The following is a 14,513-nucleotide window of genomic DNA, read 5'->3' as shown; positions in this document are numbered from 1 at the left end:
CCCCAGACTGCGTACGGGATTCTTATGGTTTCTGTGTATAAATTCGACACCCTATCAACGATATTCGATGCCGTGGCCTGAGACTCTACCACAGCTATCAGCGGCAGCTAAGTGTCTGATTGTTATAATTTTTGTTGCTGTGACCCGTATACCAAAAGCGTCCTTCTGCGCGCGCCTCATGAATCTCGAGCACACTGGCTGAATCCCACCAAAATCGGACAGCTCCGCTATCCGCGGTATTTAGCTGCCCTACACCGGCCTCAGCATAACGGGCGACAACCTCCTTATGCGGGTGCCCGAAACGATGTTTGTAGCCAGCACTGAACACCACGCAACTCGGTTGCGACCACCGGATAAATCCTTCCGATGACGAAGTACGAGATCCGTGATGTGGCGCTATCAGTACATCCACCGGTAAAAAGTCGGGATAGCGACGAGCGAGTCGCCGCTCTACCCTGCTCGATATATCACCGGTGAGGAGAATTCGCACACCGGCCCACTGCAACAGGGCGACACAACTGTGATCGTTCTCTTCTCCACTGAGCCGCGGAAATCCGTTCGCTTGCTCCGTTGCCGCATCTGGCCAAAGCCATGTCAAAGTCAGGCGACCCACGCGTTGTGATTGTCCAGCCACACAGCGCTTGCTGGCCGTAGCTTTAGGCAGATCACGAGCCAGGCGCCGTGTCAGCTGCCCGGGCGAATAGCTCTCGACAACCTCAATACTTTCAGACAAACCGGCCACGCCACCGGCGTGATCCCGGTCCCCATGGCTGACAACGAGTTGATCCACCCTATCCCGACCGAGTGCCCGGAGGTACGGCGCGAGCACGGCCGCACCAGCGCTCCACCCCGCGGCGGTTGCCGCACCGGTATCAAATACCAGTGTGTGGTCTTGTGTGACTGCGGTAACCGCCAAACCTTGCCCCACATCCAACACCGACAATTCAAGGTAAGGAGACTGCGCCCGCTGAAATGGCAGAGCACTTGCCCCTATAACGGGAATCAATAGCCACGCCAACCCACGCCCCGGCAGTCCCTTTGGCAACAGCCAGATTAGACAACTCAAAACCCCAAGCACCGCCAGCCAGATAGTAGGAGCCGGCAGCGCAAACCAGCCGGGCAGCGCTTCGTCGACACCCCGCATAAACCCCAACAACCACTGCAATTGCATGTCTGCCAAACGCCACAGAAGTGCGGATAACGAATGAATCGGGAGCACGGCCCCAAGTAAAATCAACGGCAGAATAGTCAAACCCACCCACGGGATGGCAACCAAGTTAACCAGCAATCCAGTCAGGCTGAGACCGGAAAAAATTATGAGCGATGGAATCAGTAAACCAACCACAATCGCCAGCTGGCTCCGCACATTGTTTGCAAAGCCTATGACGAAAACACGCGCAATGCGCTCTCGCAATCCCTGCTCCTCTCCTTCTGCCGCCGCAGTAACCCGCACACGCCCCTGAAACCGCAATAGCAGCACGGCGACCGCCACAAAAGAAAGCCAAAACCCGGCATTCAGTACCGCAAGGGGCTGCCACAACAGCACGCCACACAAGGCTAAAGCCAGTGCCAAATGCGCATCAAGGCGGCGCCGAAGAATCAGAGTGACGACCGCTACCGCAACCATAAGTAAGGCGCGCTGTGCAGAGAGCGGCGCACCGCTCACCAGGGTATAAATCACGGCGGCGAGCAACCCCGCGGCTCCCGCCAACCCCACAGGGTTGCGAAATACTCGCGGGGCTCTGGGAAGCAATCCAGCAAAGCGGCCCAACAAACCGCCGATAAAGAAAAAGCAGGCGGCCACCATACCAACGTGCAGCCCGGAGATCGCCAGCAAGTGCGCAGTACCCGTGCGCTGAAGCAAGCCGCGCGTGTCCTCGCCGATTCCACCGCGATCACCCAGCAGGAGTGCCCGCATCAATGGGGCCGATGAATAGCTATCTACGCCGTCTCCGCCAAGCCCATCCCGGATACTTTCGCGCAACGCGTCGATGCCCGTCCCCGTAGCGAGTAATTCGGGCTGCTGGTCGCGGTCACGCACATAACCGGTGGCAAATATCCCCTGCTCCAGCAACCACGCCTCGTAATCGAAGGTGTGCGGGTTTGTGCTGCCACGAGGCTGTTTTAACCGAACGTGTAGCCGCCAGCGGCTGCCGGCACGCAAGCCGACAAAGTCATCTGGTGCCATCCGATACCAGCCGAGCTGAACCACTCTATTCAGAAAACGGGGATCGGTAGCGTTAGTAATACGGGCACGAAACCTGACGTCGCGGTAGCCGCGAGCAGCGGGTAACGGCGCTCCAAAATAAGACACTGCAGGTGCGCTTTGTGGCAACGAGACTATCTCAACGGTGACGTTGTGGTCAGAGCCGTGAAGATCCGCGGGGAGACGTTGTTCTAGCGACTGGAGATTTGACGCCAAAGCCCAGCAGGTACCAAAAACGAACGGGAACAAAAAGCGGCAAACGAGAAGCCAGTAGCCACCGCGAACGGTATTAGCGATACCAGTGACAAAAAGAATAAGCCAGAGAGCAACAACCGCCAGCAAAATCTGGCTGGCCAGTTCCGCACTGCCCGGCAGTCTCGGCCAGTAGGCGACCTGGCCAATGCCGATGGCACACACCCACAAGCTCGTAGCCATGCTTGGGCGCCAGTTGCCCCAAAACCTGTTCACGACCGATTCCTGTTCGGCATGTACGCCACATCCATGTCACTACTCCAACCGAAAAACCCCAATCCATGGAGTATTTAATCGCGCCGATACACCAGCGATAAACCACCTGACCCATAGGTCGAGATATTACAGAAGTTCGTCACGAGACCCTATGTGTGAGCAATAAATAACCTAAAACGAAGAAAACTCGCTACTTTGGTCTCCAAAGGAGGGATCATAGAAAGACCCTCTCTGTCACAAATCGCCCCAAATCCGGGCAAAAACATCCTGTCTTTTGTGCCTTACAGCTAAATCGAACAGCTTTTAGTCACACAACCTTCAAATTATTTTCATCTTTCACATGTTTGTAACATAAGTGCCGCAAACTGCGCCGCATCTGAAGAACACAACCTATTGCATCCATTTTCACTACCTACTTCGATATGAGAGCAGACATGAAAAAGACCGCTATCTCTCTGGCCCTGGTTGCCGCACTGCCTACCGTTGCCAACGCCGAAGAGCTTTTCGACTTCTACGGTAAAGCCAACGTTTCCTTCCAGTCCAACGACGAAGGTGACGGCGCTGTTACTGACGTATCCAGCAACGCCTCTCGCCTGGGTGTTAAAGGTGAGCTGCCGCTGGATAGCGGCATCAAGGGCATCTACAAGATGGAATATCAGGTAAACATGGATGGCGACGGCGACACTTTCAGCCAGCGCAACATCTATGCAGGCCTGGAAGGTGGCTTCGGTCAGGCTATCGCCGGTAAGTTCGACTCCCCGTTGAAAGTTGCCCAGAAGAAAGTTGACCTGTTCAACGACCTCGAAGGTGACATCAAGAGCCTGGTGACCAAGAGCGACAACCGTCCGTCCAACGCGGTTCAGTACACCACTCCGTCTTTCGGTGGCTTCAAAGTAGCCGCTGCCTACATCAGCAACGAAGACGCTGAGATCCTGGACGACGCTGGTGAAGTCGTAGATACCCGCGATAACGGCACTTCCCTGTCTTTCGCTTACGACAAAGACGGTGTTTACCTGGCGTACGCTTACGACATGGGCGTTGAAGGCAACGATTGGGACGTATCCCGTGTGGTCGCCCAGTACAACTTCGGCAGCCTGCAGGTTGGCGGTCTGTACGAAGAGCAGGAAAAAGCAGACAGCAGCAAGCAAGACGGCTGGATGACTTCTGTTGCCTACAAGATCAACAAGTGGACTGCGAAAGCACAATACGGCCAGTCTGACATCGTTAAGACTGACGGCGAAACCTTCAGCCTGGGCCTGGACTACAAACTGTCCTCCGCCGCTAAGGTATTCACCTTCTACACCGACGAAACTGCTGCCGACGACTACTCCCGCAGCTACGTTGGCGTAGGTACTGAATTCAAGTTCTAAATCGAACTTGAAATCGACCCCCTAACTTCAGGGCGCAACTCGATGAGTTGCGCCCTTTTTTATTGCCTGTCGATTTATTTTGTGACAAGTCGCGTTAATCCGCGCCATCTCTTCGCTATTTTTTCCTCTACGCTTTTTCCTCTACACTACGGCGCGCGGTTCGCTGTGCTAGGATCTGAAATCCAACAGAATAAAAAGGTCTTCTACCGCCATGCACCGCACAAAAATCGCCCTGATTTTCGCATCCGCAATTTTGGCTGCCTGCAGTAAAAGCTCTGACCCCGTCACCAAAGAAGATTCCGCCAATCTGCAAACACCCAAGGCTGCCGAGCAGCAAGCGGCCCTGCCCGCTGGTGTCACCTTGGTAGAGACCTTCGACGGCAATGGCGCTGACATTGCAATTCCTTACGAGAAGTACAAACTCGATAACGGCCTCACCCTTGTCCTGCACGAAGACAACTCCGATCCGCTGGTGCACGTTGATGTGACCTACCACGTGGGTTCGAATCGTGAAGATCCCGGCCGCTCCGGTTTCGCGCACTTTTTTGAGCACATGATGTTCCAGGGCTCGGTGAATGTCGGTGATGAAGAGCATTTTCGCATCATCACCGAAGCGGGCGGCACCATGAATGGCACCACCAACAGCGACCGCACTAACTACTACCAGACTGTGCCAGCCAACCAGCTCGAGACCGTACTGTGGCTCGAGTCTGACCGCATGGGGGTGTTCCTCGACGCAGTCACTCAGGAGAAGTTCGAAGTACAACGGGAGACCGTAAAAAACGAGCGCGGCCAACGCGTCGACAACCGTCCTTATGGGCGCGCGCTTGAGACCATGTTTGCCTCAACCTACCCCGACGGCCACCCCTACTCCTGGCCGGTTATCGGTTGGCTCGAAGATCTGAATAAAGCCGACCTCAGCGACCTGAAGCGCTTCTTCCTGCGCTGGTACGGGCCCAACAATGCGGTCATCACCATTGGTGGTGATATCGACAAGGCCCAAACCCTCGAATGGGTATCCAAGTACTTCGCCCCTATTCCCGCGGGCCCCGAGGTACAAGAACTGCCCAAGCAGCCAGCCAAGTTAGACGCCGATCGCTACGTCACTCTGGAAGACAACATTCACCTGCCCGCGCTGGCAATGATGATGCCCACCGTGCACTACGGCCATCCTGACGAGCCGGCTCTGGACGCTGCCGCCGCTATCCTCGGGCAGGGCCAGGATTCCATGCTGTACCAGCGCCTGGTGCAGACCGGTCGCGCTGTATCCGCAAGCGTGAGCCACTCCTGTAAAGAGCTGGCCTGCGAAATGTGGTTTATCGTGATTCAGAATCCGGCATCCGGTGAAACCCTCGCCGAAATGGAACAGGCAGTACGCGACACCCTCACGGAATTTGCCAGCCGCGGAGTCACCGAAGACGACTTGGTTAAATTCAAAGCCGGTTACGAGTCTGGCCGCATCTTTGGCCTGCAGTCGGTCTCGGGCAAAGTCTCTACGTTGGCCGCGTTCGAAACCTTTACCGGCAGTCCCAAGGGCATCGACAAGGAAATCAATGCCTACCTCGCCATCGAAACCGATGATGTGACCCGAGTGTTCGACCAGTACATTGCCAAGCAACCCTCGGTTCTGCTCAGTGTCGTGCCAAACGGCAAGCCCGAGCTAGCGGCAGCCAAACAAAATCACGAATGGACACGCACAATTCCGGAAACCTATGCCGACAAAGGCCAGGAATTGGCGTTGCGCCCGGTGAAAGATACGTTTGATCGCAGTGTACAACCCACCCCAGGCATTAACCCTCAGGTAGAGCTACCGGCAATACAGGACGGTAAACTCGAGAATGGTATTCGACTGCTGGCGGTGCAAAACGACGAAACACCAACCATTACCGTGCGCGCGGTGTTCGACGTAGGTCAGCGGGACGAGCCTCGCGGCAAAGCCGGCCTGACCTCATTGATGACTTCCCTCATGACTGAAGCCACCACCGAGCGCAGCGCAGCCGAATTCACCGAAGCGCTGAAGCGCCTGGGTGCCAGTGTCAGTGTGAGCAGCGGCCAATACGAAACGACGGTTACCCTGAATGTGCTTGAAAAGCATCTGGATATTGCCGTTCCGCTAATGATGGAACGCATGCTGAAACCAGCCTTCACCGAAGCGGATTTTGATCGCATCAAACAGCAAACCATTGAAGGGTTACAGCAAGCGCGCAAGACGCCACAAGGTCTGGCAACTCGCGCGGTTGGAGCGGTAATGCGCGGCGCAGAACACCCACTCAGCTACCCGGGTAACGGCTTGCCGAGCACGGTCGAAACCATCACGCTCGAAGACGTTACGCAACACTACAAAGCGCACTTTCCTCGCCACCTGAGCGGCGTTACCGTGAGCACCAGCCTGCCTACCTCGCGCATTCTCGAATCGCTTAGTGAACTGGCAAAACTGGAAGTGTCCGAACCGACCCGTGCAGCGATTGCTCTGGAGAAGCCATCAATTGATGGGCGTACCGTGTATCTGGTCAACAAGGAAGGCGCGGCGCAATCGAGTCTGCGTGTGGGCCAGCATGGCTTACCGTACGACGCGCTCGGCGATTACTACCTCGCCTACCTCGGCAACTTCCCGCTGGGTGGAAACTTTAACAGCCGCATCAACCTCAACCTGCGTGAGGACAAAGGCTATACCTATGGCGCCCGCTCCTATCTGATCGGTGAGCCGCAGGACGGCATGTACATGCTGAGTTCGGAAGTGAAGAAGGATGCCACCGCCGATGCACTCAACGAAGTACTGACCGAGTTTGAAAACTTCGACAGCAAAGGCATGACCGAAACAGAGTTCAATTACCTGCGCTCTGCAATCGGCCAGCAGGAAGCCCGCAAGTATGAAACGCCCAGCAATAAGCTCAGCCTGCTGAACAACATCCTGCGCTACGACCTGCCACTGGATTACCGTACCCAGCAGAACGCGTTGCTGAAAGAGACCGACCGCGATGCCCTGAACAAGGTCATCACCGGTCTGCTGGATCCACAAAACATGGCAATTGTGGTGGTAGGCGATGCCGCCAACATTCGGGAAAGCCTTGAGGGCTTGGAGATTCCGATTGTTGAGCTGGATGAAGACGGACACCCTAAGGCCGAGGATCCGGCGCCAGCGGCTACAGCGGCGTCTGCAACTCCATAACCAACCAGTCTTCACTTTTTGAAAAAGGCGGCCTCGGCCGCCTTTTTCATTATTACGCACCTCTTTTTCCGCGCCCCTCGTTTACCAAGCCCCAAGTACTCTAGAAACGCCTGGCACCGTATCAAACCCTGGCGCGCAGCTTTCGTCCTACGCTTAAAACGATAGGAAGTAGTACCGGATGGAGCATCGCAGTATGAATGTGCCTTTGAGAAGCTATGCGGTCTTAGCCTGCGCGCTGCTAGTATCAGGTGCCACAAGCGCAACCCCATTGCCACAGTGGCAGACCCCATGGCTACTGCCTTTCGATCTTAACCATCCCCAGTACCCTGCGAATCCGGACGACTACACGACTCCTCCGGTCAGCCAACAGGATACGTACGATTTCGCCTGGCAATCATTCATCGCCCTGAACTGGCCCTGGAAGCAAGGTGGTCCCGGCGGCCAGCCAGACCCTAGCCAGCAACTCGCCGGTATAGCTAACAATACCGCCCCCCACCCCATCGTGGTTTGGGAGTCCTACATGGAACCGGAAAAGGCCTTCACTCCGGCAAAGTACTGGCCGATAGACTGGGGAAACCCCGAGTTCTTGGGTTTACAGCGCGAACCGTCACCACCCTGCTACAGCAATAGCTACGTTTACGGAAGACCGTTTGCGCCCGGCATCAACCAGCCATACACCAACGCCAACGTCCCCACCGGGCCACTGGTTGACCAAAACAAAGAGTTTGTACGGGTGGAGGTAAAGCTCAGTCAGTCGTATTTTCAGTACATTAAACAGTTCAAATACTTCGATGCCGACAACCAGGTGGTCGCGGTCGACAACTACATCGATTATGCAAACAAGCACAACGCCGCACCCAAACCCGCGCACGGCCCGCACGATGACAGCAGTAACTTTCAACCGCTGCCAACCGGCTTGGAATTTTATCTGCGAGATTTGCCGCTATACGCACGGCAAGGAATTACTGAAATAAAGGCTGCATGGAAGGTATTGAAAACAGCAGGCCCCGACGCTGACATTCCCGGGCGCTACTTCCGCCGCGTTTTACAGTTCCCGCTCCCTGATGGCGGCCTGAGTGAACCCACGTTAATGGGCCTGATCGGATTCCATATTCACCGGGTAACACCTTTCGGGCACCTGCCTTCTACCTTCGAGCACGTTGATAATGTTCGACTGGAAAAGCGGTTCCACGATCCACTGCCCCTCCCCGCTCACCCTGCGCTAAACCCCGGAACAGAATCCCATTACAGCGCGAGTGCAAGCCCAAACTATCCGAACGGCTACGAGGTCGGCGGAAAAACCGGCGAGGCAGGCTTGATACCGAGCCCCTTCAAACAAGGGGATACGCTCCCGGCAAAAGCTGAAATTAAACAAGTCAACGTATCACGGGAAACACCTATCCCGTTTGATGTGCAAATCGCCAATAAGAAATACCAGTGGCTATTGCGCGATTCCGTTTGGTCTTACTACCAGCTGATCGGCACCCAAAACAAAAACCTGCAAGTTCCCAACTCCACTCTGGGGCCAGGCATCCCCGGTGCTCAGCATTCCAATACGGAAAACCTGGTCAACACAACGCTGGAGACCTATACCCAAAAAGGGTTCAGCTGCTCACGCTGCCACCTAAACGCTTTTCCTCACGGCGTAACGGTATACCCGCCCTATGAAGAGCGCTTTGAGGACCTACACGTAATGAGTTTTCTTCTGTTGAATGCCAGATCCGGCCGCGAGGAAAACCCCGCTACCGGATGTGCAATGCCGTAACCGCATCTCGTTTCTATCCACTAATACCGATTACTGCGCAGCCACTTGGGCGCGTGCAGCGTGCAGTTTTTTGTAGCTGGCAATCAAGCGTAGGTGCTTGTCTAGGCCTTCAAGCTGCATATTAGTTGGCGTGAGACCGTGGAAGCGCACACCGCCGTGTACGGAACCAACGGAAGCGTCCATCACATCCTTGCCGAACATACGACACAGATTGTCGATAAAATTTTCCAACACCAAATCTTCATCCAGCGCAATTTCCAGCACCGCCTGTACAGCGCGGTAAAACAGCCCGCGCTCTACCGTGTTGTCGTTGTACTGCAGGAACGCCTCCACCGACTCCAATGCCTCGTCATAACGCTGCAATGCCAGCTGAATCAGCAGTTTCAGTTCGAGCACCGTGAGTTGGCCCCACACGGTATTTTCATCGAACTCGACGCCGATCAGGGTGATGATGGTTTCGTAGTTATCGATCTGACTTTCTTCCAACCGCGCCCACAGATCTTCCAGGGCCTCGTCTTCCAAGCGGTGCAGGTTGAGAATATCTTCGCGGTAATCCAGCGCTTTGTTGGTGTTGTCCCAGATCAGATCTTCCACCGGGTACACTTCGGAATATCCCGGCACCAGAATCCGGCACGCCGATGCGCCGAGGTCCTCATAGTTGGCCATGTAGACCTCTTTCCCCATGGGTTCGAGGATTCCGAAAAGTCGATCCGCTTCGGTCTCGTTCGAATCGGCGTGATTGCCGGAGAAATCCCACTCGACAAATTCGTAGTCGGACTTGGCACTGAAGAAGCGCCAGGAAACCACACCAGTAGAATCAATAAAGTGCTCGACGAAGTTATGGGGCTCGGTGACCGCCAAGCTATTGAACGTGGGCGGAGGCACATCGTTCAGGCCCTCAAAACTGCGACCCTGCATCAATTCCGTGAGACTGCGTTCCAGCGCAACATGCAAGCTGGGGTGCGCACCGAAAGAGGCAAACACGCCGCCGTTACGGGGGTTCATCAGGGTCACACACATCACCGGGAACTGGCCACCCAGGGAGGCATCCTTCACCAGGATAGGGAAGCCCTGCTTTTCCAGCTCATCGATGCCTTCAATAATATCCGGGTATTTTTCCAGAACGGAACGCGGCACATCCGGCAAGGCAATTTCCTGTTCGAGAATCTCCTTTTTCACTGCGCGCTCGAAAATTTCAGACAGGCACTGCACCTGCGCCTCGGCCAAAGTATTACCGGCACTCATGCCGTTACTCAGGAACAGGTTTTCGATCAGGTTTGACGGAAAGTAGACGGTCTCCCCGTCGGACTTGCGTGCAAACGGCAGCGAGCAAATACCGCGATCAATGCGGCCGGAATTGGTATCCACCAGATTCGAACCAGCCAACTCACCGTCCGGGTTGTAAATCGGCAGGGTGTAATCATCAAGGACACCTTCGGGAAGCGAGTCGTCCTCCTCCAGTTCAAACCAGCGCTCATTGGGATAGTGCACGAATGGCTTGTTTGCGATCTCTTCGCCGAAGAACTGGTCGTTGTAGAAGAAATTGCAATTCAGGCGCTCGATAAACTCACCCAGTGCGGAGCACAGCGCGCTCTCTTTGGTGGTACCCTTACCGTTGGTGAAGCACATCGGTGAGGCTGCATCCCGAATATGCAGGGACCACACGTGCGGCACAATATTCCGCCACGAGGCGATTTCGATCTTCATGCCCAGATCCGCAAGGATCTTGGTCATGTTGGCAATGGTCTGCTCCAGCGGCAGGTCCTTGCCTTCAATAAAGGTCTGATGCTCGGCATCCGGGGAAACCATCAACAGCGCCTGCGCGTTTTCCGCCAGGTTCTCAACCGTCTCAATTTCGAAGTCGGGCCCGGTCTGGATCACCTTTTTCACGGTGCAGCGGTCGATGGAGCGCAGAATCCCCTGCCGGTCCTTCTCGGAGATATCTTCCGGCAGCTCCACCTGGATCTTGAAGATCTGGTTGTAGCGGTCTTCCGGATCAACAATGTTGTTCTGGGAGAGGCGGATATTGTCAGTAGGAATATCCCGTGCAAGACAGTAAACCCGCACGAAATACGCCGCACAAAGGGCCGAGGAAGCCAGGAAGTAATCAAACGGGCTCGGCGCCGAGCCATCGCCCTTGTAGCGAATCGGCTGGTCTGTAATGACCGTAAAGTCATCAAACTTAGCTTCAAGTCTGAGGTTATCGAGGAAGTTGACGCTGATTTCCATGGGTAATTCCGGAATCTAGGAGGTTCAGAGGCTCTGGGCCGAGAATGCGCGGCATTATCTATATTTTGCCGCCCCCCCGCCATACGAGGCTGGCACCACTACCCTCACCACTGCTGTGGCGCAACCGAAACAAGTCACAATGCACAGCTTGATGGTGCGTTTTATCTGAGCAGAACGATTTCAGCGAACAAAACGAATGCCGTTGTCGCCACTACTGAGGCCAAGAAGTAAAGGATGTTGGCGTCACTCTGGCTGGGTATTTCTTCACGGATGGCAGTGATAATGATCCCGCCTGCCACAAACATGGATGAAAGCTTCACAAACTCACCAACCTTGTCCGCAAAGCCGGCAGCGAGCCAGCCAATAATCAAACTGCAAGAAAAAAACCAGCGGAATAAGCGGGAATAGCGGCATGGATATCGTTGCCACAAATGATAATTAATACCAATAAAGTGCATCCCTATCGCGCAGCTTAAGGCGAAATACCCGAGTAGTGACCCGCTGGGCCATTCCCCCAACAAGAATCCAATCTGTGCGAAATACACGGAGAAAACAACGAGAACGATGATTTCGCCGATGGTCAGTCTCGACCCTGGTGCCTGAGCACGCTCTGAAAACCCCTTATTGGCAATAAAGAGAAAGATGACAAAACCGGCAAGAGCCCCAAGGTATACGTGGCGCTCCACCGGCAAGATAGACCCATCGTCCACCTTGCCGCCAAGGGAAGCCTGAACAATCGCCATCTTGGGAAGCACCGCGAGAAATACATACGTAATGCCAACACCGGCGGATACACTCAGTATTGGCGGGTGCCCCTGCCGCTGGAAAACCGGCCAGAAAGGAAGCGTGACGATAATCACGGAAAGCGCTAGAACCGCCAGTGGGGAAAAATAGATATTCATATCGATGTTAGGTTAGTTGCTTCTCAGCATCACGCCTCAAGAAGTAACTTGCGCCCGTATCCCCTCACAACCTCGCTTTGCCGCAGCGAATATCCATAGATACTGGAACTGTTATAGGATACAGCGGTACGCGGTATAACGATAATCATCCACCGGAGATGCTATGAAGCCCCAAATAGCAGTACTAGCTATGACGATACTGGCCACTGGCTGTGGCAAGCCCGCCGACGAGAACAAACCCACCTCCCCTGACACCAGCGCACTGGCACCTAAAGTCGCCGCACCTGTGGCAAAGAAGGTCCCGCACAAAATGGCGATCCACGGCCACGAGCGTGTCGACCCCTATTATTGGATGCGCGACGACTCCCGTAGCGACCCGGAAATGCTGGCGCACCTGGAGGCTGAGAACAGTTACGTGGACCAGATAATGCAGCACACCAAACCGCTGCAAGACGCCCTCTACGAAGAAATGGTCGGGCGGTTGGAAAAAGACAAGTCCTCGGTACCGGTGCAGGTACGCGGCTATTGGTACTACTCGCGCTATGAATCCGACGGTGAGTATCCGATCCATGCGCGCAAGAAAGGTAGCCTGGAAGCTGCAGAAGAAATACTGCTCAATGTGAATACACTGGCAGAGGGCGAATCCTACTTCAATGTGGCACAGACAGCGGTCTCCCCAAACAACACACTGCTCGCCTACCCGGAAGACAAAGTCGGCCGCCGTATTTACACCATTCGCTTCAAAGACCTGAACACCGGCAAACTGCTGGACGACCAGCTGGAGAATGCCGAAGGCACCGTCGTCTGGGCGAACGATAACCAGACCGTGTTCTACATCAATAAGGACCCGCAGACCCTGCTCGGCTATCAGGTCAAGCGACACAAGCTGGGTACCCCACAAAGCGAAGACCAGATCGTTTACGAAGAGAAAGACAACACCTTCTACACCTTCATATCCAAGTCTCGCGATGGCTCAATGGTGTACATCCATCACTACTCCACGCTGGTGAAAGGTGTTTCCGCACTGGATGCCGATACACCTGATGGCGAGTTCCAGCCACTGCACCCTCTCGAACCCAAGCATGAATACTTTGTGCAGAAACTGGGCGAAGAGTTTTTTATCCAGACGAACTGGCAGGCAGAAAACTTCCGCCTGATGAAGGCAAATGCGGATACGGTTGGCGACAAGTCCCAGTGGGAAGAAGTCATCCCGCACCGGAAAAATGTGCTGCTGGAGGACTTCACCACCTTTGAGGGCCGACTCGCCGTGGTCGAACGGGCCGATGGCCAGTCCGCATTGCGCATTATCGGCTTGTCGAATGAGGATGATTTTGAAGTCGGGTTTAACGACCCCGTCTACCAATTGTCTCTGAGCCGCAATCCGGAAGTATCCGCCGATGCCGTGCGTATTTCCTATTCCAGCCTCACCACACCCAGCACAATTTACGATGCAGACCTGCTGACTGGCGATCTCAAACTGCTGAAGCAGGACAAGGTTCTCGGTGACTTCGACCGCAGCCGCTACCAGGCGGAAGGTATTAGTATTACTGCGCGGGATGGCAAAGAGATTCCGGTGTCTCTGGTTTACCGTAAAGACCTGTTCAAGAAAGACGGTTCCCACCCGATGCTGCAGTACGGCTACGGGTCCTACGGCAACACCATTGACCCTGTATTTATTCCCAGCATCTTCTCCCTGTTGGACCGCGGCTTTGTATTCTCCATCGCCCATATTCGCGGTAGCCAAAAGCTGGGACGTCCCTGGTATGAAGAGGGCAAGATGTTCAACAAGAAGAACACCTTTACCGACTTCATTGATGTAACCAAAGGTCTGGTTGAGCAGAAATATGCTGCTTCGGATAAGGTCTTTGCGTCGGGTGGCAGTGCCGGTGGCCTGCTAATGGGTGCCGTGGTGAATATGGAGCCCGACCTCTACCGCGGCATTACCGCCAAAGTACCCTTCGTGGATGTGGTCACCACCATGCTGGATGAGTCCATCCCGCTGACCGTCAATGAGTACGATGAGTGGGGTAACCCGAACAACAAAGATAGCTACGACTACATGCTGTCTTACTCGCCCTACGATCAGGTAAAAGAGCAAGACTACCCGAGCATGCTGGTAACCACTGGACTGCACGACTCTCAAGTGCAGTACTTTGAACCCATGAAGTGGGTGGCGAAACTGCGTGATCTGAAAACCGATGATAACCAACTCCTGTTCCATACCAATATGGAAGCCGGGCACGGTGGTTCCTCTGGCCGTTTCCGCCGCAACAAGGAACGCGCTCTAGAGTATGCGTTCTACTTGGACCTGCTTGGCAAAGGCCAGCTAGAAAGCAGAGCGGTTGACACCAAGCAATAACTACGGCATTTAAACCGCAGGCCCGATACGTACTTTATGTATCGG

7 protein-coding genes are annotated in these 14,513 nt (G+C 54.8%); 4 read left to right on the top strand and 3 right to left on the bottom strand.

The window, feature by feature from the left end:
- Window positions 1-97: 97 nt before the first annotated feature.
- Entirely contained in the window at window positions 98-2,674 is a 2,577-nt protein-coding gene (locus Mag101_RS08005) for a DNA internalization-related competence protein ComEC/Rec2 (protein ID WP_077403233.1), read from the bottom strand.
- Between the two features lie 434 nt (window positions 2,675-3,108).
- Between Mag101_RS08005 and Mag101_RS08000 the strand changes: the two genes are divergently transcribed.
- The 3 genes from Mag101_RS08000 to Mag101_RS07985 all read left to right on the top strand — a co-directional run bounded on the left by Mag101_RS08000 (window position 3,109) and on the right by Mag101_RS07985 (window position 8,978).
- Window positions 3,109-4,044, top strand: coding sequence for a porin (locus Mag101_RS08000; protein ID WP_077403230.1), 936 nt, complete (start codon window positions 3,109-3,111; stop codon window positions 4,042-4,044).
- 211 nt (window positions 4,045-4,255) lie between these two features.
- The gene (locus tag Mag101_RS07995) at window positions 4,256-7,213 is read left to right on the top strand and encodes a M16 family metallopeptidase (RefSeq protein ID WP_077403227.1); all 2,958 of its coding nucleotides are present in this window, start codon (window positions 4,256-4,258) and stop codon (window positions 7,211-7,213) included.
- Between the two features lie 268 nt (window positions 7,214-7,481).
- A complete protein-coding gene (locus Mag101_RS07985; protein WP_157520256.1) occupies window positions 7,482-8,978 on the top strand; it encodes a hypothetical protein in 1,497 nt (498 codons plus the stop codon).
- A gap of 30 nt (window positions 8,979-9,008) precedes the next feature.
- Here Mag101_RS07985 and Mag101_RS07980 read toward each other — a convergent pair whose 3' ends face one another.
- Together Mag101_RS07980 and Mag101_RS07975 are read right to left on the bottom strand one after the other, a co-directional pair.
- Window positions 9,009-11,207 carry an OsmC domain/YcaO domain-containing protein gene (locus Mag101_RS07980; protein ID WP_077403219.1) on the bottom strand — a complete coding sequence of 733 codons (2,199 nt, stop codon included), beginning with the start codon at window positions 11,205-11,207 and terminating at the stop codon, window positions 9,009-9,011.
- A gap of 161 nt (window positions 11,208-11,368) precedes the next feature.
- Window positions 11,369-12,109, bottom strand: coding sequence for a hypothetical protein (locus Mag101_RS07975; protein WP_077403216.1), 741 nt, complete (start codon window positions 12,107-12,109; stop codon window positions 11,369-11,371).
- 163 nt (window positions 12,110-12,272) lie between these two features.
- On the opposite strand from Mag101_RS07975, the gene Mag101_RS07970 reads away from it, so the two are divergent.
- Window positions 12,273-14,468: a S9 family peptidase gene (locus Mag101_RS07970; RefSeq protein ID WP_077403213.1), complete on the top strand. Its 2,196-nt coding sequence runs from the start codon at window positions 12,273-12,275 to the stop codon at window positions 14,466-14,468.
- Window positions 14,469-14,513 lie beyond the last annotated feature (45 nt).

Source organism: Microbulbifer agarilyticus (assembly GCF_001999945.1).
GTDB lineage: Bacteria > Pseudomonadota > Gammaproteobacteria > Pseudomonadales > Cellvibrionaceae > Microbulbifer > Microbulbifer agarilyticus_A.
This window is presented reverse-complemented; position numbering and strand designations above follow the sequence as displayed.

What these genes read in the sequence shown, in the direction of transcription:
- Mag101_RS08000 (WP_077403230.1), top strand. Translation starts at nt 3,109, where the DNA reads ATGAAAAAGACCGCTATCTCTCTGGCCCTGGTTGCCGCACTGCCTACC.
- Mag101_RS07995 (WP_077403227.1), top strand. Translation starts at nt 4,256, where the DNA reads ATGCACCGCACAAAAATCGCCCTGATTTTCGCATCCGCAATTTTGGCT.
- Mag101_RS07980 (WP_077403219.1), bottom strand. Translation starts at nt 11,207, where the DNA reads ATGGAAATCAGCGTCAACTTCCTCGATAACCTCAGACTTGAAGCTAAG.
- Mag101_RS07975 (WP_077403216.1), bottom strand. Translation starts at nt 12,109, where the DNA reads ATGAATATCTATTTTTCCCCACTGGCGGTTCTAGCGCTTTCCGTGATT.
- Mag101_RS07970 (WP_077403213.1), top strand. Translation starts at nt 12,273, where the DNA reads ATGAAGCCCCAAATAGCAGTACTAGCTATGACGATACTGGCCACTGGC.